The organism is Metabacillus arenae (assembly GCF_014773385.1).
Taxonomy (GTDB): domain Bacteria; phylum Bacillota; class Bacilli; order Bacillales; family Bacillaceae; genus Metabacillus_D; species Metabacillus_D arenae.
Map to the genome: position 1 here is coordinate 1 of NZ_JACXAI010000043.1, position 22,507 is coordinate 22,507.

The window sequence follows — 22,507 nt, forward strand, 5'->3', positions numbered from 1 at the left end:
ATCGACAACTCTAGGTTTTTTTGTCATGCCTAAAATTCTATGATAATTATTCGTAAAATACTTTTATCTAGTTACTTGACTTTTTATAGCTGGTCTATAATGGAATAACCCCTGAATCCTAACAACAAGTTTAGTTAAAGTATTTTTAATCTCATTATTATCCTTAAAACAACGTCTTTTGTTTTATAAGGGGTACAAACAACATACTTCTTCTAATATTTATTTACCTCTTTTACAATAGTTCGTTCCACTAATAATTGATAAAAATAAATAACGATTGCTGTTACAACTGACAATATGTAAAAATGTTTGGGTCTCATTTTCTTGAATTCGAATACTCCTACTTTAGTGAAAAATTTTACGATAGGGAATGCAAGAAGATAATCGAGTACCATATTTAATGTTAAGTACTTTATAAAGCTACCGTATGTTAATTTAAACACCCAAATAGTTGTTATGAAAAATAAGCCTAAAAGGTAAGAGAAATCTAAACGATAATTTCGAAATAAAGCATTTTTTACTTTCCACCACTTACGTCTATCAGCTATTTCGCTTAAAAAACTAAAGATATAACCAATAAAAGTTGCGACTGGAAGAAAGCGAACAAAAGAATTTTTCCCTAGCAATGGAGTAGTTAACCAGGGAATAACTAATGTACTAAATGATAAAGCCTTTCTTTTATCAATCATAAGAGCCCCCACAAGATACAATTTATCATGTATTATTCCCTATTGTTCAGAAGTTTTATTCCATTAAATGGCCCAATTCATAAAGAAGGACACATCTCTTGTTACAGAAATGCGCCCTTTTGCTGAACAAAGTTCTATCTTCATATAGTGCTTATAGACAAGGGAGATTCTAACAGACGTATCCCCATGGAGTTATCTGCTGTTTAGCATGGTAATTGAAGATTAATTGACGATGGTGCCATTTTTAAATTAGCGACTGACATTCGTTAAATTACTTCCCCATTCTCCGTTTGGGGTTAAATAACATACAATTCTATCCTCAAGTAGATCACCAAGAATTTCCTCATATTTTTTTCGATAAGGCTTTGGCAATTCTTCCTGTAACCAACTGTTTTTTGTACCTTGCCAGATTTCATGAATTACAAGATCATCCGGCTTTTCAATATCATCGCTTATAATAGCATTTATAAAGGTAGGTTCTTTCGACATCACTTCAACACGTGAATAAAGTGAATTCCGAAAGACTTTCTTTTTACCTGGTTTAACTTTGAAACGAATGTTTAGAACAACTTGATTAGTATTGCTAGTCATCAGTAAAATGCACCCCTTTGTAATCTCTGGGCTGTTAAATTAAACCTGTGCTTGTCCTCCATCTACGCACAATTCAGCACCAGTCAAGTAGCTGCTTTCGTCTGAAGCAAGGAAAGATACAACGTTTGCTACTTCTTCAGGTGTCCCAACTTTTCCAGCTGGAACAGTATTTCTTGTATTTTCAAGTACTCCTTCAAGTGCATCACCAAAAAGCTCATCGTAGGCAGGTGTATGAATAACTCCTGGGCTAACCACATTTACACGGATTCCAGTTCCTTTTAGGTCAAGAATCCAGTCACGAACTAGTGCTCTTAGTGCTGCTTTAGATGCTCCATATACACTAAACGCTGGGTTGCCAATTGATCCAGCAGTAGAGCCCGTTACAATAATAGAACCTACTTTGTTCGGGAATAGTGATAACGCTTTTTGAACAGTAAAAATCGTTCCTTTAACGTTAATGTCGAACGTTCTATCAACCTGCTCTTCAGTAATTTCACCTAATGGAAGGAAGCTGCCGACGCCTGCATTAGCAAAAAGAATGTCCAACTTACCTTTTTCCTGCTTTATAATGTCATATAGTTTGTCTAAGTCTTCAGGCTTAGAAATATCCCCTTGAACACCGGTTACGTTCTTGCCAATTTGGTTAATAGCTTTATCAAGTTCGTTTTTTCTGCGTCCTGTGATATAAACATATGCACCCTCGTTTACAAACTTTTGTGCTGTAGCAAAACCAATCCCACTTGATCCGCCCGTTACAAGCGCTATTTTACCTTCAAATTTACCCATATACTTAACCCTCCTTTAGAGTTAATTTTGTTTTATGTCTAGTACCTTTAAGTACTTGAAAAACACCTTACAATATATATTATCCATCAGTAAACCACATTATTGTAAGTACCCACTTTTTTGTGATATAGTAACTAAAAAGTAATAAATTTGGAATGGAGGGGTTTATACATGAAAAAATTTAGTTGCGGTTTTGAAGTGACAATGGAAGTTATTAGCGGAAAATGGAAAGGCCTTGTATTATACTTTTTAATGAATGGACCAAAGAGAACGAGTGAATTAAAGCGCATTATCCCAAATATAACTCAGAAAATGCTGATTCAAACACTTAGAGAGCTTGAAGCCAGTGGACTTGTGAGCAGAAAGATGTATAATCAAGTACCGCCGAAGGTTGAATATTCACCCACTGAACTTGGAGAATCTCTTAAACCTATCTTGCAGGAGCTCTGTCAATGGGGAAGCCATTATGCGGAGCAAGAGTATGCAGAAGGTGAATTCGAAATCGTACCACCAGAAGAGGCTTCTTAATAAGGAATACAACTTTTTAACACCTTATATGTAAGGTGTTTTTTTGTTGAACTGGGATGAGGTCAGGAGGCAACTTTTTTAAAGTTCCGCCATTAGAGTAGTAATTTATTCCGTTAAATGGCCCAATTGCTGAACAAGAACCTCTACAAAACTAGTTCACATAAGCGATATTATCGGCAATTAAGGAGGTTGGGTACCCAACCTCTTTTTGTTGACATAAGAGCATAAGGGGTTAGCTTCTCTTATTATTACATTTTTTGCGATTAACCTCTGATAGATGCCGTTTCATAGAGGACAATCTTTTAATATACATATATTACCTTAAGAAAGAAGGGAGTGAAAAAAATGGGAACAAGGAAACAGTTTTCGTTTATGACGTGGAATCTTTATTTAGGTGCAGATCTGACACCGATTTTCACTGCTACGCCAGCACAAATTCCCCAGCGGGTAACAGAAGTGTTTCGACAATTTCTTGCGACCAATTTTCCTGTCCGTGTGAAGGCAATTGCCAATCAGATTATTTCGAAGAAACCAGATATCATCGGATTGCAAGAAGCAGAACTATGGCAACTGTTTGTTCCGAATTTGCCAACAGTCACTTACGACTTTGTAGAATTACTGCTGAGTGAATTAAGAAAAAGGGGATTACACTATGAAGTTGCAGCCCAAAACGAAAACTTCTCAGAACAACTGCCAAGTAGCCAAGGAAATTTAGTAGGGTTGTTGGACAGGGATACCCTATTAATCCGAAAGGGGTCGGGTTTAAAGATTATTCAGCGGCAAGAAGCCAATTTTCAAACCAATTTGACATTACAAATTGGAGGGCAACCGGTTGAGATTCTTCGGGGATGGTCTTCTATCGATGTTAATGAAAATGGACGTACCTTCCGGGTAATCAATACCCATTTGGAGACACTTTCTCCCACGGTTCAAGTCGCTCAAGGGAACGAATTACTGGCGGGGCCAGCCAATACAAATCTGCCACTGATCCTCCTTGGAGATCTGAATTCAAACGCTGACGGAACCGGCACACCAACATACGGGAATTTTATCAATGCCGGGTTTCAAGATGTTTGGATAGCGGGCGGTGAAGGACAGGGATTTACCTGCTGTCAGGATCCTGACCTGTTGAATGCTGTGTCCTCGCTGAACACAAGAATAGATTTTATTTTGTTTAAAAACGGTTGGAAACCGATTGTAGCCGATTTGGTAGGAGAAGAACAGCGTGACAGAACACCAACTGCTCTTTGGCCTTCTGATCACGCCGGAGTAGTGGCTAGTTTGGTTCTAAAGAAAAAGCTATGTTAGAAAGCTTTAATAAATATTGAATAATTCGAATGATTAAAGTTAGGTTGTATATCATATTTATTTTTAGTTAACATAATCGCAACTATCAGAAGTTAGCCAAAAAGCCAAACCCATGATACATTTAACCGTACTATAAATAAATAGTGGATATTATGTTTAATATGACATAGATTATCCACTATTTTTTTATATATTATAATCCCTAAACGTACTATACATATGGCGTGTCTCGCACGACGATTTATCGCTATTTAGAAAAACAGTGAATTGGAAGTAATGAAGAAACCCAGCTAATTTGATAAAAACGGAAAATATAACAAAAGATGTTTTACATCCAATTAATTGGGTATTTAACAATGAACCCATATTTATGGGAGTTTAAGTAAAAGGAAGGGAGATAAGAAATGAAAAAGGTAGTAGTTGGTACAGTCGCAATATTATCATTAGCAGGGGTTTCTGGACCAGTTTCAGCAGCAGAAGCAACAGCAATAGAAACTAGAACTGTGGGGGCTGCAAGTTCCATTCAAGCACAATCTGAAACAGAGATAGCAGCTGTCACTTCATTACCAACTCCTCAAGAAGGACAAAAAAATCGGTCTAGTGGCAACTTTAGCGTTGAAAATCTACCAGCAGGCACTTACGCACTAAAATTTGTAGTAGAAGGGGCTAATCCTGGCACGCATTTTAATGTCATGAAAGATGTTTCAGGAGGAATTGACCCAACGATTTGGTCTAATGTTTATAGTGGCAACACTACCGGTGTACAAACTGATCGTTCATTCTATATTGCAAATCCATCAGGAACGGACTCCAACTTTATTGTTAAGGTATATGCTCTGCATTAAAAGTGAGGTTAATTTTTTATGAAAAAGAAACTATTAGCTGTTATACCAACGATTATGCTTGTTGCAACGCCTTTAACCATGGGAGTATCAACTGTCGATGCAGCACCTACAGCCAACTCTCAAACGGTGGAGGCGAAATCAGAAACAAGTCCCACTTTGCGCATAGGTTCCCAATCTAGTTATGTGGATAATCTGCAGCAAAGCCTTAAAGATGTGAAATATCATACAAGTGTGGATGGTATTTTTGGTTCTAAAACTCAAACGATGGTAAAACAGTTCCAATCTGATCATAATCTATCTCCAGATGGAATTGTTGGTCCATTAACCTGGGCAGCGTTAGACCAGAATAAAGTAGAAAGACAACAATTTACCGTAGATGATGCGATTGCATTAGGTCAAAAAGAGCTAGGTCAAAACATTGTATTCAGTGGTGACGGTAGATTAGTAAAAGATTCTAAAAATCAATCCTATTATCGACTCAAAGGAGCGAACAAAGACTGGATGGATGATGGTGGTACAGGCACAATTGGTTGGTTTCATATTTATAAGGACGGTCGCGTGGAAGAAGAAAGATAGACACATAACGAAAAGATAGAATAACATTTCGTTATAATGACATACGAACCCATGGAATTTATGAATTCCATGGGTTTTACTTTCACTCCTTCTACACCTAAGAAACCTTTCTGTTGAGACGCTAACTCTACCATTTTTTTCAGCCATCTTCCCATAACCTTTATCACCCTCAGTTCGTTGTGAAGCAAATATCACCGCATAGTATGGTGGTTGAGGGGTTTTAGTAATTCCACTCATTTTAGTTCCCCCAATTATGTATTTCAAAATGACTTCTATTATTTTATCTTATTTTCCTTCCTCAACTGATCCAATACAAAAAGACGCCTTATTATTCAAAAAGGCGTCCAATTCTTGAATGCCTCTACTAATACTGTCTATCTATTAACAGCCTAACAGTAGACATAAATAAAAGTATTCCTATATAGTAGGAAAAGAAGAACTCGAAATAGTTATACTAAGATCATGATAAAAGGAGGATCATTTCTTGGAACAAACAATTATTCACCATATGGAAACAGTGCGCAGAATAACTTTGCAAACTATAAAGAAAATTCCAGAGGAAATTTCAGATATTATTCCAAAAGGTTTTAACAATAATATTCGTTGGAACTTTGGACACATTGCATTCGTACAGGAAAAGCTTGTCTTCGGACTTTTAGGTGAAGAAATGAACATACCGAAAGATTACGAGCAGTTTTTTGGTGCTGGAACGAAACCGGTAGAATGGGAAGAAATTCCCCCACCATTTGCAGATATTGCCGAAGTCTTGACGGAACAAAAAACGAGAATAAAAGATTTTATTCAAGGACGTTTCCATGAAAAGCTACCAACTCCATTTACAAACCGGGGAGGTATTACGTTTTACACAGTTGGTGAGGCATTTTTGTTTAGCTTTTATCATGAAGCATTACATACCGAAACGATTCAGCGATTAAATCGATCTATTATCTCTACATAACTTTCTTTTAGATGGACATAGGGTCTTGCCAATAAATTCTGAAGTTGGTGAGTCCCGTCATTATTAATAATCAGTTTAACATTTACTTATTCAACTATATGGCCCTATTGTGAAAAGACGCATTCCTCATAATACGAATGCGCCCGTTCGTGGAATAAATACGATTAACTCCAAATGTCATCCAATTTATCAGAATAGAAATTGATTGCTTTCTTATAACTCAAAATTTCCTTATCTGAAGTCGTATCTATCAAGCATTTAAGTAGTAACTCCATGGAACTGTTATGCTCTTTTAAATTATATAGAGTCATTGAATAGAATACTAGGATTGCTTTATTGTTTGGAAATAAATCCATTCCCTTTAGAAATACATTTTTAGATTTTTCATAATCACCTAATGTTCTGTATGTACTTCCTAACCCTAATAAGGCTCCCTCTAATTCTTTTCCAGACAGCCCCAATCTGATAGCATTTTCATAAAAAGGTACTGCTTTTGATTCTTCTCCTAATACATCAAAACTCCATGCACATTGGTAGTTAATGAATGGATCATCGGGAAGCTCTTTTACCAATTTTAAAAGTATTTCATTAGATTCCTTTTGCTTACCTTCTTTTCGTAATTCAATTGCTCTATCTAATTCTTTTCGCACCAACTTTTTCCTCCATATCTCCTTCAGGTTGTTCCACTCTTGCACCCTATTCTTTAAGACCGATAAAAAAATGGTCTACTTGGACGCTAAAAGTGACCTTCAATTTAAGCACCCGTTCGAAATAAACCATAAAAAGAGTTTTAGTGAACATTATTTCTTTTTATTAAACCATTCTTCTAATGTCATCATTTCAAAATCTTCTTCAAATTCCATTCGTAAAGGTGTAATTACCTCAATTGAGTTTCCATCTGGGTCATCAAAATAAATTGCACATGTGCTTGTGGATTATTAGATAATACTAGAGGTTGTTTTTCAAGCGGAAAGCCAAAAGATGTTCGCACCAAAATTCCTTTCTGCTCTAACCATTCTTTCACTTGTTTAATGTCTTCCAAATCAACTCTAAACGCAATATGTCTTAATGAGGAATGATAAGGTGTTTTTACTTTGTCAGTTTCCCAAAGTCCTAACTAACTGTTTCCTTTTTCAACCCAGCAAAAAAGCTAATTTTTCATTTTGGTAAGCAGCCTCTAACCCTAATTTTTTATAAAAATCTATCGAATTTGAATGATTACTCACTGGCAAATGCGCTTCATACAATCCCTTTATCATTCCTTAGACTACCTCCTATTTTTTTTAATTCATTCCAAATAAATTATATTATCATCCGTATTTTGACTAAACTCCCTTTAATTGAATAACTTAGCGCTTCGATTTATTTTCTAATAATTCCTTCTCTTATTCAAGAATATGGCCCTTTCGGAATAAGCTAAGCTTATGCTCTTAAAAAACCCATTTATTAAACATGATACTTTAACTGAAACCCACCCGTAGTTTAAAGCAACGTTTAACTTCGTTATGTAAATTTACTTTAGTCGAGGGTACACTACAACTTGTTAGCTCCTAGTTCATTTTGGATAAATAAAATTGTAATTTTCTAAGGCTTTGTGCTTTTTAGATATCTTTCTACCATGACTTTCTCACCATTTTACTTTTTTCCCTAAATAACAATTGACATTTTTTGAGTCTAGGTTTAAATTTTGCATTGGGTAAACTTTTTTTTATTTAACCAATTGAATTTCACAAAAGCAAATACACATTTAAGGGAGGAACTATTAATTAAGTACTTGTATCCTAACCCCTATATAAAACAGGAATCCTTTAAAAACTGATTAATTATCTAGTCTTTAAGAGTTCGTTGAGAAAAAAGATATCCTTAACTAGCAAGGTATTTGAGATGACAAGTCACAACTTTCACCTGTAAGGAGGAATTAATTATGAAGGAATCAATCAAATCTATCGCAATTGTTGGAGGTGGTGCTGCAGGCATTTCCTTATTTAATTACCTCACAAAGAAGATTAATGGTAACAAATGTAATGATAATAATGTGAATATTACCATATATGAAAAAAAATCTTGTGTTGGTCCAGGGATTGCCTATCAAGATGATTATGATTTTTTGTTATTAAATAGGAATTCAAAACAAATGTCTGTTATAGCTGAAGAGCCTGATCACTTTTGGAATTGGTATAAAAGCCAATACAAAGTAAGTTTTGAACAGGAGGAATTCTTACCAAGAAGCGTATTCGGTGAATATCTAAAGAATGTTTTTGAGGAAAGTGTAGAGAGAGCTATCGAGAAAAATATAGCAGTTTGTGTTAAATATAGTGAAGTAGCAAATTTAAGAAAAGAAAGGAATTATGTTCTCATAACACGTGACGGTAAAACTCAAGAGTTTGATCAAGTGTTGTTATGCTTAGGTAATACGAGATTACATGATCATTATTACTTAAATGGACAGCCACAGTTTATATATAACCCTTATCCACTTAAACAAACAGTATCATTAATTCCTAAAAACGCTAATATTGCTATATTAGGTTCCAGTTTAACTGCTGTAGATATTTGTTTGGCTCTTAAGGAAAACGGACATAACGGAAAAATTGACATGCTATCTAGAAATGGAGAACTTCCTTCTGTAAGAGGAGAAGTTAAACCACATAAACTTAAATATTTGACTCATGATACACTGAACCAGCTCTTTTTAAAAAGAAATGCTCAAATAAGGTTAAGGGATATTACTAAACTAATTAAGAAAGAGTTTGAAGAAACAGGTTTAGAATGGAAACAAATATTATCCCCTAAATCTCATCATTCAAATGCTAAAAAGAAATTAGAAGAAGAAATAAAGAATATTTTACACCAGAGTGCTTGGCAATCCGTGTTAATGTCTACAAATGAAATAATTGAAAAATATTGGCATTTTTTAAATGAGGTGGATAAAAATATTTATTTAAATAAATATGATCGAACTTTTATGAGTAGAAGAAATCCAATGCCCTTAGTGAATGCAACCAAAATTTTAAATTTAATGAATAAAGGTCAGCTTTCTGTGAAAAGCGATGTTGTATATATAGATTACCTCAAGGATCATACATTCTACGTGCAATTTAATAATAGAAAGTATATAAACTATGATTGGATTATTAATGCAACAGGTCCGTCTAAACATCTTTCTGGCCCTTGTAAAAGTGGATTAATTGGCTCTCTAATTAGCAATGGCTATGCCACTATTAATCATTATGGTGGGGTAAAAACTGATTTTGATTCTGGAGCTTTAATCAATAAAAGTGGTCAGCCTGATACAAATCTAAGAGCTTTAGGACATATTACTTGTGGAACTTACTACTTTACAAACTCAATGGAAATGATAGCAAAACATGCTAAACAAATATCAGAAGATACTTCTGATCTAATTAACCAATCTGTACAAGAAGATAAAGAATTTGTATCTATTTAAGGGAATCACAGAAATGAAAAGTAAAAATAGACTCTTACTAATTTTTATATTAATCACACTTGTTACTATTCCTCAAGCTTCTATTGGATTGTATATCCCTTCTTTACCATACATGATTAAAGCGTTAAATACTAATAGTAGTGAATTACAGCTTACATTGAGTATATACATGATTGGTTATGCAATGTCGACATTAATATGTGGTATTTTATCAGATAGATATGGAAGAAAACCTGTTATTGTCACTGGCTTAGTTACTTACTTATTTGCTACATTACTCTGTTTAACTGCAAATAATGTATATATGCTGATCATCGGACGATTCATACAAGCTCTTGGAGGCTGTTGTGGAACTGTAGTAGCCCGAGTTATGGTAAAAGATGTATTTGACAATAAAGAGCAGGTTCGAATTTTAACTTATCTATCAACTGCAATTGCAGTTACTCCAGCAATTGCTCCGATCATTGGTGGCTGCCTAGAAACTTACTTTGGATGGAGATCTGGCTTTTTAGTTCTATGTCTGATTGCTCTATTGGCTTTTATTCTTTCTATTTTTGGCTTGAAAGAAACGAATAAGAACCCTGATTCGAATGCTACAAATATTTTTACTATACTAAATAACTATAAATATCTTTTAACCCAAAGATTATTTTTAGCTTACAGTGTTTCTATTGGTCTTGCATGGTGTGCTTATTATTCTTTTATACAGTCATCGTCTTTTGTGTTTCAAAGTGTTTTTAAAGTAACACCGACTGTTTATGGTGCTATGTATGCAATAATAATTATAGGCTATATAATAGGCACTGCCTTTACAAGACGTTATTCAAATAAAATTGGAATAGATAATGTGATTAAGTATGAAAGTTTCATCGCTTTAGGATCTTCTATTGTCATGCTTATTCTAACATATTTTAATCTAGGAATAATTTTGAGCGTTTTGGTACCTATGACTATCCTGATGATGGGAGTTGGCGGGATTTTTCCAGCCTGTCAAGCTGCGGTCATGCAACCGTTCACTCACATTGCAGGAACTGCATCAGGATTGTTTTTCTTTATCCAAATGATTTTTGGAGCAATTTGTGGTCTAATTCTTAGCAGTTTCCATATCCATTCACAAGCGCCTATGGTGTTAACAATCGTTGTGTCTTGCCTTCTATTATCGATAAGTTCCTTACTATTACTACCAAAAAAAGTTGATACCTTAACAAGTAAGGAGCATTCTTTGGGTTCTGGTTAAAAAAATCTATGAAACATGAACATACGTAAAACCGGCCCGTTCATTGAAGAAAACTAATAAAAAGAGCCTGCAAAATTTTTGACAGGCTCTTTTTATTAGTTTATTGTAACGATTTCAACAGGACCGTGGTCATCACAATGATCATTGTGAACATACGCATCGTATCCAGGATGACCTAACATATAGGAGTATTTTTGAAGTCGAATTTGTCTAAAGATAACTGCTACCAACAATCCCCTAAAGAAATAATTAAGCCAATTCTGTAATTTAAAAATAATGATATAAACAAAAGAATTGATATTGAAACTCCAATTACTGCTTGAAAGTATTTCACACTTTATGTCTCCTTCTAGAACAAAATTTTGTATAACAAATACAGACGAGTACGATAGGTAAGGTTTCAAATAGCTCTTTATTCAACATTCTATACCGTAAGTAAAAAGCGTTTCTACTTACTGCAGTAACGTTCCCAAATTGTTTAATAAAACTTATCTTACATTCCTAGATTTTTAGAATTCAAATTTTGCAAGATTTTCAATTGATATTTATCAACTATTATAAAAATCAATTTATGAATAAAGTATCCAAGAATAACACCTGATACATTACAGATTACGTCATCAATATCAGTAATTCGTCCCCATCCACCTGCTAGAGACTCAAAAAATTGTAAAAACTCAATACTGATTGAAATAACAAAACCTAATAATATAATTTTTTTAAATTGTTTAAATTTACCCCATAATATGGGTACTAAAAAACCCAAAGGCATTAGTAATAAAATATTACCACCTACATTTCTTACAATTAGTCCAATCATAAATTGAACATCACCATTATAAGCAATACCTATTTGACTACTATTATTAATAATTGATTTAAGAGGTATAACATTTATTAAACGAAAAACATTTTCAATATTAGAATGAAACCCTATTGGTATAGGAAATAATGTCACAGAAACAACCATACATATGTATATTACAAAAAGAAAACTAATAACTTCTTTTAACCAATTTACTTGTTTTTGTTTTTTAAATTTAATCCCTATTAAAATACCTCGCCCAACCAGATAGCATATAACTCCAAGCACAATAAGTAGCCTACTACTGATCAAATACAATTTACTTTTCATTCCTTTCTAAAAATGAAATAGTCTTAGCTATTGAGTTCTTTCATTCCAATTATTTCAAAACCCTATCATTTTCACAATAAGTTACTCCAGAAAACGGCTCTTAACAAAAATAAAGAGCACAATCCTTACTACTGAATTGCGCCCTATAGCGGAATATACAAATTATTCTCGCTCCTTTGGCCAAGAGCCTTGTTGTTTGCGAATTAATACAATTTGCCCTATATGGTATACGTTGTGTAAAATTTGACGAGCCAGACGCCCAACAAGTTCCTCTTCCAGCTGACTGTCATTAACTTGTGCTAGTGATTTACGCAAATTTTCACAAATTAGGCGTGTTTCTGCCAAGACTGCCTTCCATTTTTCAGAATCTGCCGGTTCCCCGACACCTCCAAATGTATTCTCTGCCAAGACTGCCTCCCATTCAGAATCTGCTGGTTCCCCGATATCTCCAAATGTAGCCTTGTTATTAGATGCCTTCTTTCTAGGCGTTGTGCCATTGATTTGTCTAACAAGTAGGGCGTTGTAATAATTTAGATGGTTCACAGTTTGCCAAATTGTATTCCCTCCTCCAGGGGGTTGCCAGCTTGCATCTGTGGAATTTAAACCCTCAAGAGCAGATTCTAAAGGTAAAAACCAGGTCTCAGTATCCCAACAAAAGTCATATTCCATGCGAAAAATATCCATCAGTTCTAGGTTCATTTGCTTTCTCCCTTCACCTCAAGTTATTAATATTCAGATATTGGGTATAGCTAAAACATTATCCCAGGGGCCGGTCGGTTTCTAAAACATGATAACGCACTTCCATAACTCCTTTATTTTTTTGATTGGTTTAATAATAAAACAACTCCCCTGACAAACACCAGTCAGTGAAGATGTTATTCAATAATCTGGCTCTAAAATGAAAATAAGCGCTGATCCTTTTTCAGGAAAGCGCACTTTTCTTGAATAAATAAACGATCTTTTCGTACAACGTACGGTGACCCCGAAAATGCAGCTATTCTACTTTACGTGTAATAGGTTCACTGGTTCCCCCTTATAGAAAAAAATATTTTTATGACTAATTTAACACTCACCTTTATGTAAGTACCTGTACTAAAAGTGCATACTTACATATATGTAGTGTGCTCTTTATTATAAAGATATATAAAATACTTAAGGAGGAAAAATCTTTGAAAACTCTTGTTATCGTAACACATCCCAGCATAGAAACATCTGTCATTAATAAGCGATGGGTAGAAGAAATGAAAAAATATCCGGAAAAGTATACTGTTCACGAATTGTCTAAGGTTTACCCTGATGGAAACATAGACGTGGAAAAAGAACAAAAATTGGTTGAATCACATGGCAATCTTGTTTTGCTTGAACATTAGCACCTGCTCTTTAAAAACAAATACGAATTAACGGATTCTAGCCTTACGAAACCCATCGAATACATTGAATGCCGCAGATAAAATAAAGATGATTATTACGCCTCCAACTATCCATGTTTCGAATTGCATAGCTGTTGTGTTAAATAAACCACTCATATACGTAATATATTCTTGATGCATTAAATTCGGATTGCTTACTATGACAATGAATACAACGGTTGCGATAAGCTCGAGGGCAGTATTAAAGATTGCCATTTTTTTCGTCCATTGCCCTTTGATTAATTTGTAGAGAGCTAACCCAATTTCGAGTGCGATGACAACGAGAACGATTGGCCAATAAAAAAGTAAAACATCCTGATTTAAAGCTGAAATTCCAGCTCCGCTACCGTCATATACACCTACAAGGTGATTCGCATAAAAATAAAAAGTTGCCCAAATCGCTGTCCACATTAAACTTCCAAATACTTCGAGCTTCGTAATCGCTTTTTTCTTAGGAATATAAGGGATGCTTTTCAAATCCTCTGGTGTCCATTTTTGAAGACTTGCTGATAATGGCTGCTGATCTTTTCCTTTATCTGTTCGTTCTATAATGACGAAAACGAGTGTTAACCAGAAAAAGACTTGGATCCCCACTTCGATGATATTCCATACTCCTTTCCCCATAATGGTGAGAATAACATTTACAATAGCTTCTTCCCCACTATAACCAATAAAATATTCGGCAATCATAGAAATCAGTGCGATCACAGCGGCAATTGGTAAAATCATTTTTAATAACGAGACATATACATCAAAATAGCGCGGGCCAATTAGGTGCATTGGTTGATCTCGATATCCACTAGCTAACGCTGCTGGATTCCCCAATTTTTCAAGAACCGCCTTAACATCCTTCTCGCTGTAATCATCTGGCAGCGTATCCTCAATGGTTGAACGTAACTCGAGTGCAATATCCTCGCGATTTTTTTCTGGCAGCCTGCGAGTGACTTCTTGAATATAAACCTCAATTAAATTCATCTTCCTCATCCCCTTTTAATAAACCATAAAGTTCTTTCGAATTTTTAATCCATTCTTTTTTTAACTGCAAAAAGATTTCCAGACCGTATTCACTTAAAACATAATACTTACGGGGCCTGCTCTCAGATGTATCCCAACTGCTCGTTACTAACTCCTGTTTTTCTAAACGGCGAAGCAATGGATATAAGGTGCTTTGATCAATGTTAATGCCCGATTCCTCCAATAACTGAACAAGGGAATATCCATACTGTGGTGTTCGCAATTGACTTAAAACGGCTAATGTCAGCGTTCCTCTCCTAAGCTCTGTCGTTAATGAATTCAGTAAAGTACTCATTCACCCACCTCAACTTTATATACTATGTGACATACACTATGTGGTTTATACTATGTATCATACACTATTATTGTTACAACAGCAATTGAAATTGAATACCTATTTTAAGTTTAGATTAAGCCATACCTTCTTAAGGTTCGGTGTACTTTAACTTTTCTTTTTCTACGACTTATTGTATTTCTTGAAGCTTTCCAAGTTCTTTCCCTTTCTTTCAGGATAAGGGTTTCTTTTTCTGATAAAGATAGATCATCTTTCAATACGCCTATGTATTCATCTGCAAAAAAAGTACCTCCAATGCTTGGGCGGCCCACTTCCGAATACATATCATCTACAAACCATAAATAAAACAGAAATCAATTGCCGCTTCTAATGAAAAAAGACTGTAAACAAACTAGACTTTCTCGAGTTTGTTTACAGTCTGAAATGCGTTTACCCCATTGGAGGTAAACGCATTTATTAATTAAACAATAGAGCCCACTAAGTGTACTTTATGATTCTTCAAAGTGTGCATAATGTCTTTTCGTTCTCTTCCAAAATAATCGTGGAGTTCGAGATAGAGTTTATACATCTCATGATAAGTTTCCACGTTTTCTGGGATTGGTACATACGACACCTCTTTAACTCTGGACATGTGTTTAGCTGCTTCAATGAGATTGTCATAGCCACCATTCGCTTTACCTGCTGCCACTGATGCATACATGGCAGCTCCCAATGCTGTCGTTTGCTGTGAATCTGCAATTTTAATTTCCCGATTTGTTACGTCCGCATATATTTGCATCAATAATTTATTTCGTTGGGGAAGTCCTCCAGCAGCAAATATTTCGTTTACCTCTATCCCAGCATCAGCAAAGTTTTCAATAATTTTTCTCGTGCCAAATGCAGTCGATTCTAGCAAGGCACGATATATTTCCTCTGGTTTAGTAGAAATTGTTAGCCCAATAATCATACCAGTTAAATTAGCATCTACCAAAACGGATCGATTTCCATTCCACCAATCAAGTGCTAGAATACCTGATTCACCAGGTTTATAGATTGCTGCTTTTTTCTCTAACAGTTCATGGGTGGTGTTTCCTTTTTTCTTAGCCTCTTGAGTAATATACTCTGGAGTGGAATGTTCAACATACCAAGCAAAGGCATCTCCCACTGCTACCTGACCTGTTTCGTAGCTATAATATCCTGGAATAATACCATCCTTAACTAAACCACAAATCCCTTCAATCACTTTTTCTTGATCCGTAGTTACCATATGACATGTGGATGTTCCTAACGCCATGACCATTTGCCCGGGATTCACAGCTCCTACTGCAGGTACACTAGCATGAGCATCAATGATCCCGACAGCTACAGCCGTACCTGGTAAAAGGCCTAGCCGCTGAGCCATTTTATTACTAAGTTCCCCTGCTTTCTCTCCGATTGGCTGTACCCTCCCACGCATCTTAGTATCTAGGAATGCTTCTAGTCGTTGGTCTATTTTTCTTAAAAATGATGAATCCGGATATCCTGTATCATGACTCCAAAATGCTTTATACTCACAAGTATTGCTACTACGAATTAATTTATTGGTTAATTGATATGTGATCCAATCACAAGCTTCTATGAAAAGGTCTGTGGCTTCGTATATTTCTGGTGATTCTCGCATAATTTGATAAGCTTTTGGGAAGAGCCACTCAGAGGATACTTTCCCTCCATACCTTTTTATAAATCCCTCGCCACTATCGGTCGCCACCCGTGTAAAAATATCTGCCTCTTCTTGGGCTGCATGATGCTTCCATAACTTCACCCAACTATGAGGGTTCGATTTCCATTTAGGATTGAAACATAAAGGCTGCCCTTCTTGGTCTAAAGGTAGAATCGTTGATGAGGTAAAATCTATACCAATGCCAATGATATGTTCTGGTCTTATAGAGGATGATCGAAGCACTTCTGGTATAGATCTGTACAAAACCTGTAAGTAATCATTAGGATCCTGTAAAGCCCAGTCTTTTCCTAAAAGAGTTCCATCAGGTAAAGAATGATCCATCACTCCATTGTCGTAGGGAGTAACATGAGTGGCAATTTCCTGACCAGTTTTCACGTCGACAAGTAACACTCTTCCTGATTCTGTACCAAAGTCAACACCTATTACATAACTCTCAGTCACGAGTAGAGCCCTCCTTTCAACTTAGTAACCTTACTTGTACAGAGGACCAAATGCTTGGCATGCTCGGAAGTCTGCACTTGTTAACTCCTCCATCCCAAATGCACTCCACGCACTTGGACGGAATATACGATCCTGCTGAACATTATGCATAGAAACCGGTATTCTAAGCATTGATGCAATAGTTATTAGTTCGCTTCCAATATGCCCATAACTTATTGCTCCATGATTCGATCCCCAATTATACATAACCGTATAAACATCTTTGAATGCACCATTTCCCGTTAAGTTAGGGACAAACCATGTAGTTGGCCAAGTTGAATTTGTTCTTTCATCTAATACATCATGTATATCCTCAGGTAGTTCAACCGTGTAGCCTTCAGCTAGTTGCAATACTGGTCCGATTCCATGGACAATATTAATTCTTGCCATGGTAACAGGCATTTCCCCGCGTGTGGTAAAATCTGTTGAAAATCCACCCCCGCGGAAGAAGTCTACCGCTTGACACCATTCAGTGGCATCTAGACAATTTCTAACTTCCTCTTCTGTTATCTCCCAAAACGGCTTCATTGCAGGTAAACCATCTATTTCTTGCTGTCCCGTTCCATCAAGAGAAGCTGGGCCAGAATTAATCAAATGAATAACTCCATTTGACGCTCGCCCTTGCATTTCTTTTCCAGTTACACGTTTTACCGCTTCAGGACTCCAATATGTTCGAACGTCTGCAAAAATTTGGGCAGCATTCGTTACAAGATGACCCAGTATCATCGTTACTCCATTTAACGTATCGTTTTCAGTTGCAACAATATAAGGTTCTCTTATCCCATTCCAATCAAAAGATGAAGATAAAATAGCTTCCATGACGTCTCCATTCGGCATAAAATCCGTCCAAGCTCGCTGCCCTTGAAAACCTGCTGCAATCGCATTTCGGCCTAATGCTTCTTCTTTAAACCCTTTTTCCGCTAATTTAGGATTTCCAACCATTAGGTCTCTAGCGATCAGAGTCATTTTAACTACAGTTTTCCAATCTTCCTCTTGTTGTTCTATCGATCTTTGTAACTTCGGTGGGTTTACATTTTTCCCTTGACTGAAATTCTCTTTCACCCATTTTAATGCTGTATCAAACTCTGATTCATCGAATATATTGAATTCCATTCTACGAATAAATTCACTCATATCAATATACTCGTTTCTCATTCCTAAGTAGTTTTGGAAAAAATGCTCATCCACTATACAACCTGCGATCCCCATGGAAATAGAACCCATAGATAGATAGGATTTCCCGCGAATAATGGTTACGGCTAAAGCAGATTTGGTAAATTGCAGTAATTTTTCCTGAACGTCTAGGGGTATAGTCGTATCATTCATTTCTTGAACATCACGTCCATAAATATTGAATACCGGTAACCCCTTTTGGTTATGGGCCGATGTTGCTGCCGCTAAATAAACGGCTCCAGGTCTTTCTGTTCCATTAAATCCCCATATCGCTTTGATCGTTTGTGGATCTTGGTCCATTGTTTCAGTTGGATAACACCAAGAAGGAGTTACTGTAATGGTAATATCTACTCCTTCTTTTCTAAATTTGGCTTCAGCATTTGCCGCTTCAGCCACTCCGCCAATGGTTGTATCTGCTATGATGCATGTTATGGGAGTCCCATCAGGATATCGAATCGTTTCTTCCAACAAAATTGAAACTGATTTTGCCATATTCATTGTGACATCTTCCAAAGACTCTCGTATTCCACCTTGACGACCATCAATGACAGGTCTTATTCCTATCTTCGGGAAATCTCCAACCCATCTATAAGAATCATTCTTCCTATTCATTGTTCTCTCCCCCTCTTTGAATTGCTTTCCATTCTTTGAGGAATCCATCGATGTCCTCTTTTGTCGGCATTCCTGTTTGTGCACCTGTTTGTGTAATGGAAAGGGCTGCTGCAGCACTACCAAACACACACGCTCTGTAAAGGGAGTCCTTTTTAGCTATTGCATAAGTAAAGGCTCCGTTAAATGTATCACCAGCACCTGTAGTATCTACAGGCTTTATAGCAAAAGCGGAAACTCTTCGATCCTGTTCGTCCTCAAAAAAGGTAACACCTTCGTCACCTCTTGTTACGATTAATTTATCCTTTTTTATCTCTTTGTTATCAGCCTTTATGCTTTCCCACTCAATTTGGTTGGGCGTAATAAAAGTAACTTTATTTAACAATGATCTGGGCAGTTCTTGAGCGGGTGCAGGATTAAGGATAAAAGGTACATTGTGTTTCTGACATATGTCAGCTGCCTTCTCAACGGCTTCTAACGGTATCTCAAGTTGCGTTAGGACGATATCACTATTCGCAATGAGGTCCTCATATTTACTTATGTAATCTGGAGTTACTGTTGCATTTGCACCTGATATCATGACGATACTGTTATCATCGTCTGCTAATGTTATTACAGCTACACCTGTAGAAATACCAGCTATGCTCTCAACACCCTCTACATTGATATGTTCCTTTTGTAATTTACTCTTTAATTCGTTCCCGAACTCGTCCTCACCAACCATGCCAATCATACATACTTTTGCACCAAGCCTTGCTGCTGAGACTGCCTGATTCGCCCCTTTTCCCCCTGGCATGGTTGTAAACATTTCACCTTTGATCGTTTCACCTTTTTCAGGCCGACGATTTACAGAAACTACTAAATCCATGTTGATACTACCAATTACTGTGATAGTAGGATCTTTTATCATAGGAATTCACCTCCGCGTGCTTTTATAACTAATTGAATTTAATTAACGATATTATCAGGTTGGTTCCCGTTAAAATGATCGACAATCGCTTGAGCAGTCATTAAACCAACAGAGTGATAAACCTCGTAGGTTTCTGCTGCCGTGTGCGGAGTAGTAATTATATTTTTCAAATGAAATAAAGGATTAGTAGGACTAACTGGTTCCTGCTCATAAACATCAATCGCAGCAGCACGTAGTTTTCCAGAAGTTAGAGCCTCATATAGAGCATTTTCATCAACTAATCCACCTCTTGATGTATTAATAAAGTATGAGCCCTCTTTCATCATCCCAAAACGATCACGGTTCATAAAATGATGCGTCTCTTTCATATGTGGAAGAAGCATACTAACGATATCTGACGTTTCTAGTATCTCCTCGCAGGAAGAAAATCTCACATTATACTTGTCTGCGATCTCTTGATTTGGATATTTATCATATGCGGTTACGTTTACATCAAAGCCTTGTAATTTCTTGGCAACACTTTGAGCAATATTCCCAAAACCTAATAACCCAACATTTTTCTCTTTAAGTTCGAATCCAACAAACCGTTCCCATTTTCCTTCTCTTGTTGATACATGAAGATTGGGAGTATTTCTTAAGGAATTTAATATAAAACTAACTGTTAATTCTGCTACCGCATTTGAATTTAACCGAGGAGCATTTGTAACTGTAATTCCATATTCTCTTCCTTTTTCTAAATCTATATTATCGACTCCCACTCCAAATCTAGCGATCACCTTTAACTTGGGAGCAATTTTAAAAACGGATTCATCCCATGTATCAACTCCAGCAACAACCGCATCAATGTCGGAAATAATTTCTTCTAACTCATTAAATGTCATTGGTCTATTATGCGGATTTTCTATCACTTCACACCCGTTTTCCTGCAATAGTTTTTTAGCTTCCGAACATAGTAGAGAATAGTTTGTAGCTGTGACTAATATTTTCTTCCCATACTCCATTATTAGACCTCCTATACTTATTTTGGTAAGAATACGTTAATTTGTGGTAAATACGTAACGATCAATAATGCTAATACCATTAAGAAGAACATTGGTACTACTGCTTTACTTACTTCCCAAATAGATAATCTTGATATCCCTACCCCAACGAATAACGTTCCTCCAATTGGGGGTGTTATTAATGCAATAGCAAGGTTTACCACCATAATGATTCCAAAATGGACTGGGTCTAATCCAGCTGCAATAGCAACAGGTAGTAATATCGGTGTCAGAATGATAATAGAAGCAATAACATCCATAAACGTACCAACAAACAATAGGAACAGGTTAATAAGTAATAATAGAACAATAGGATTATCTGAAATACTAGTAATGGAAGTGGCTACAACCTCCGGTATATTTTCAATAGAGAGGATTCGTCCAAAGAATGTGGCTGTTCCTGTAATGATCAGAATAATCGCAGTAGTTAATGAGGCAGTACTGAACACACGAAACAGGTCTTTGAACTTAAGTTCCTTATAAACGAAAATCCCTACAATCAACCCATACACTGTTGCAACAACTGCTGCTTCCGTAGGTGTAAAGATTCCTCCATAAATACCACCTAGAATAATTATCGGCATTGCCAAGGACCAAGAAGCACCAATGAATTCTTTTGCCACAAGATTAAATGTAAGCTTTTGATTGTCCTTTGGATAGTTATGAACTTTTGCATGAAAGTAACTATAAATTATCAGTAATGCACCGACTAATAAGCCTGGTATAATCCCCGCTATAAACAGGTCTCCGATGGATGCAGAAGCTGATACACCGTAAATTACCATTGGTATGCTCGGGGGGATAATAACGCCAATGGTTCCTGCAGCGACAATAATTGCTGTGGCAAATTTTTTATCATAGCCTTGTTTCACCATTAATGGAATAACCATCCCACCAATGGCAGCTACTGTAGCAGGGCCAGAACCGGAAATGGCTGCAAAGAAAATACATGTAACAACGGTGGCTATTGCTAATCCACCAGTAATATTTCCTACAAAGATTTTTGCAAATCCGAATAATCTTTTCGAAATCCCTCCTTGGCCCATTACTTCACCAGCGAGAATATAAAAGGGAATAGCCATTAAAGGAAAAGAATCAGCTGATGTGACGAGTCCTTGAACTAAATATTTGGGAGAAACAGATCCACTAAAGAAAATGGTCACTAAACTAGCAAGGCCCAAAGCAAAGCCGATAGGAACCCTGATCAACATAAAGAAAATAAATGATATAAATAGAATGGATGCAATCACATTATTCCCCCCTTATCTTCCATTAGATCTGAAATTCCATTTTTTATAATATATATCGTATTTTGAATCAGCCTTATAATCGTTAAAGCCATACCAATTGGAACAGAAAGATACACATAAACCATATTGAGTCTCATCGCGGCACTAGTTTGACCAAAACTAGCAAGTTGATCGATTAAAAAATAGCTATTATAGATAACGATTAATGCAAATGCACCAACTAGTAAGTTAGATAATAGTTGAAAAGCTTTTTTCAATGTGTCTGGCACTAAATCGTAAACAACATCGAGAGTGATGTGCCTTGAAAGTTTCACTCCGTAAGCGATTCCAATATATATAAGCCAAATAAAACAATATCTAGCTAGTTCTTCCGACCATGATAATGAGTTATCAAAAATAAATCTCATAAAAATTTGCAAGGTAATGGACGTTAACGATACTGCAAGTAAAAAAACTAAAATCCATTCTTCAATATGGTTATCTATTTTTCTTAGAATTCTCATTCTAAACCCTCCTAGAGGCTGTGC

The 22,507-nt window shown here is 36.1% G+C and carries 21 protein-coding genes and 3 pseudogenes; 8 read left to right on the forward strand and 16 right to left on the reverse strand.

The genetic code is table 11. From position 1 onward, the window contains the following. Window positions 1–212: 212 nt before the first annotated feature. The 3 genes from IC621_RS23050 to IC621_RS23060 all read right to left on the reverse strand — a co-directional run bounded on the left by IC621_RS23050 (window position 213) and on the right by IC621_RS23060 (window position 2,066). Window positions 213–689 carry a hypothetical protein gene (locus IC621_RS23050; protein WP_191161890.1) on the reverse strand — a complete coding sequence of 159 codons (477 nt, stop codon included), beginning with the start codon at window positions 687–689 and terminating at the stop codon, window positions 213–215. 249 nt (window positions 690–938) lie between these two features. Then, window positions 939–1,280, reverse strand: a complete 342-nt coding sequence (locus IC621_RS23055; protein ID WP_191161893.1) for an antibiotic biosynthesis monooxygenase family protein — start codon at window positions 1,278–1,280, stop codon at window positions 939–941. A gap of 39 nt (window positions 1,281–1,319) precedes the next feature. After that, the gene (locus IC621_RS23060) at window positions 1,320–2,066 is read right to left on the reverse strand and encodes an SDR family NAD(P)-dependent oxidoreductase (RefSeq protein WP_191161895.1); all 747 of its coding nucleotides are present in this window, start codon (window positions 2,064–2,066) and stop codon (window positions 1,320–1,322) included. A gap of 171 nt (window positions 2,067–2,237) precedes the next feature. Between IC621_RS23060 and IC621_RS23065 the strand changes: the two genes are divergently transcribed. The 4 genes from IC621_RS23065 (at window position 2,238) to IC621_RS23080 (ending at window position 5,323) form a co-directional block, all read left to right on the forward strand. Beyond that, the gene (locus IC621_RS23065) at window positions 2,238–2,594 is read left to right on the forward strand and encodes a winged helix-turn-helix transcriptional regulator (RefSeq protein ID WP_191161897.1); all 357 of its coding nucleotides are present in this window, start codon (window positions 2,238–2,240) and stop codon (window positions 2,592–2,594) included. Window positions 2,595–2,939: 345 nt separating this feature from the next. Beyond that, complete coding sequence (locus IC621_RS23070; RefSeq protein WP_224752756.1) at window positions 2,940–3,902, forward strand: endonuclease/exonuclease/phosphatase family protein; 963 nt, start codon at window positions 2,940–2,942, stop codon at window positions 3,900–3,902. Window positions 3,903–4,306: 404 nt separating this feature from the next. Next, a complete protein-coding gene (locus IC621_RS23075) occupies window positions 4,307–4,747 on the forward strand; it encodes a DeoR family transcriptional regulator (protein WP_396653108.1) in 441 nt (146 codons plus the stop codon). Between the two features lie 18 nt (window positions 4,748–4,765). Beyond that, window positions 4,766–5,323 carry a peptidoglycan-binding domain-containing protein gene (locus IC621_RS23080; RefSeq protein WP_191161899.1) on the forward strand — a complete coding sequence of 186 codons (558 nt, stop codon included), beginning with the start codon at window positions 4,766–4,768 and terminating at the stop codon, window positions 5,321–5,323. Between the two features lie 80 nt (window positions 5,324–5,403). On the opposite strand, the pseudogene IC621_RS26685 reads toward IC621_RS23080, so the two are convergent. Continuing rightward, window positions 5,404–5,560, reverse strand: a pseudogene (locus IC621_RS26685) (antibiotic biosynthesis monooxygenase family protein); the annotation flags it as partial. A 247-nt stretch (window positions 5,561–5,807) separates the two neighbouring features. Between IC621_RS26685 and IC621_RS23085 the strand changes: the two are divergent. Beyond that, on the forward strand, window positions 5,808–6,281 hold the full coding sequence (locus IC621_RS23085) for a DinB family protein (RefSeq protein ID WP_191161901.1): 474 nt from the start codon (window positions 5,808–5,810) through the stop codon (window positions 6,279–6,281). Between the two features lie 164 nt (window positions 6,282–6,445). Here IC621_RS23085 and IC621_RS23090 read toward each other — a convergent pair whose 3' ends face one another. Then, on the reverse strand, window positions 6,446–6,931 hold the full coding sequence (locus IC621_RS23090; RefSeq protein WP_191161903.1) for a tetratricopeptide repeat protein: 486 nt from the start codon (window positions 6,929–6,931) through the stop codon (window positions 6,446–6,448). A 150-nt stretch (window positions 6,932–7,081) separates the two neighbouring features. After that, a pseudogene (locus IC621_RS27275) lies at window positions 7,082–7,540 on the reverse strand (VOC family protein). Window positions 7,541–8,205: 665 nt separating this feature from the next. Between IC621_RS27275 and IC621_RS23100 the strand changes: the two are divergent. After that, entirely contained in the window at window positions 8,206–9,729 is a 1,524-nt protein-coding gene (locus tag IC621_RS23100; protein ID WP_191161905.1) for an FAD/NAD(P)-binding protein, read from the forward strand. Between the two features lie 13 nt (window positions 9,730–9,742). Continuing rightward, window positions 9,743–10,966 carry a multidrug effflux MFS transporter gene (locus tag IC621_RS23105; protein WP_191161907.1) on the forward strand — a complete coding sequence of 408 codons (1,224 nt, stop codon included), beginning with the start codon at window positions 9,743–9,745 and terminating at the stop codon, window positions 10,964–10,966. A 493-nt stretch (window positions 10,967–11,459) separates the two neighbouring features. Here IC621_RS23105 and IC621_RS23110 read toward each other — a convergent pair whose 3' ends face one another. Both IC621_RS23110 and IC621_RS23115 read right to left on the reverse strand, forming a co-directional pair. Then, window positions 11,460–12,089 carry a VanZ family protein gene (locus IC621_RS23110; protein ID WP_191161909.1) on the reverse strand — a complete coding sequence of 210 codons (630 nt, stop codon included), beginning with the start codon at window positions 12,087–12,089 and terminating at the stop codon, window positions 11,460–11,462. 174 nt (window positions 12,090–12,263) lie between these two features. Next, window positions 12,264–12,800, reverse strand: a complete 537-nt coding sequence (locus IC621_RS23115; protein WP_191161911.1) for a DinB family protein — start codon at window positions 12,798–12,800, stop codon at window positions 12,264–12,266. A gap of 470 nt (window positions 12,801–13,270) precedes the next feature. Here IC621_RS23115 and IC621_RS23120 point away from each other — a divergent pair. Next, window positions 13,271–13,459, forward strand: a pseudogene (locus tag IC621_RS23120) (NAD(P)H-dependent oxidoreductase); the annotation flags it as partial. Between the two features lie 39 nt (window positions 13,460–13,498). Here IC621_RS23120 and IC621_RS23125 read toward each other — a convergent pair. The 8 genes from IC621_RS23125 to IC621_RS23160 form a co-directional block, all read right to left on the reverse strand. After that, complete coding sequence (locus tag IC621_RS23125) at window positions 13,499–14,485, reverse strand: HAAS signaling domain-containing protein (protein WP_191161913.1); 987 nt, start codon at window positions 14,483–14,485, stop codon at window positions 13,499–13,501. Then, entirely contained in the window at window positions 14,472–14,819 is a 348-nt protein-coding gene (locus IC621_RS23130) for a PadR family transcriptional regulator (RefSeq protein WP_191161915.1), read from the reverse strand. The genes IC621_RS23125 and IC621_RS23130 overlap by 14 nt, the downstream gene beginning before the upstream one ends. A gap of 460 nt (window positions 14,820–15,279) precedes the next feature. Then, window positions 15,280–16,959 carry a ribulokinase gene (locus tag IC621_RS23135; protein ID WP_191161917.1) on the reverse strand — a complete coding sequence of 560 codons (1,680 nt, stop codon included), beginning with the start codon at window positions 16,957–16,959 and terminating at the stop codon, window positions 15,280–15,282. Window positions 16,960–16,989: 30 nt separating this feature from the next. Next, the gene (locus tag IC621_RS23140; RefSeq protein ID WP_191161919.1) at window positions 16,990–18,783 is read right to left on the reverse strand and encodes an L-fucose isomerase; all 1,794 of its coding nucleotides are present in this window, start codon (window positions 18,781–18,783) and stop codon (window positions 16,990–16,992) included. Next, complete coding sequence (gene rbsK, locus IC621_RS23145; RefSeq protein ID WP_224752759.1) at window positions 18,776–19,690, reverse strand: ribokinase; 915 nt, start codon at window positions 19,688–19,690, stop codon at window positions 18,776–18,778. Before rbsK ends, IC621_RS23140 begins: the two co-directional genes overlap by 8 nt. A 38-nt stretch (window positions 19,691–19,728) precedes the next feature. Next, entirely contained in the window at window positions 19,729–20,691 is a 963-nt protein-coding gene (locus IC621_RS23150; protein WP_191161921.1) for a phosphoglycerate dehydrogenase, read from the reverse strand. 17 nt (window positions 20,692–20,708) lie between these two features. Next, window positions 20,709–21,980 carry a TRAP transporter large permease gene (locus IC621_RS23155; protein ID WP_191161923.1) on the reverse strand — a complete coding sequence of 424 codons (1,272 nt, stop codon included), beginning with the start codon at window positions 21,978–21,980 and terminating at the stop codon, window positions 20,709–20,711. Beyond that, a complete protein-coding gene (locus IC621_RS23160; protein WP_191161925.1) occupies window positions 21,977–22,483 on the reverse strand; it encodes a TRAP transporter small permease in 507 nt (168 codons plus the stop codon). The genes IC621_RS23155 and IC621_RS23160 overlap by 4 nt, the downstream gene beginning before the upstream one ends. Between the last annotated feature and the right edge of the window lie 24 nt (window positions 22,484–22,507).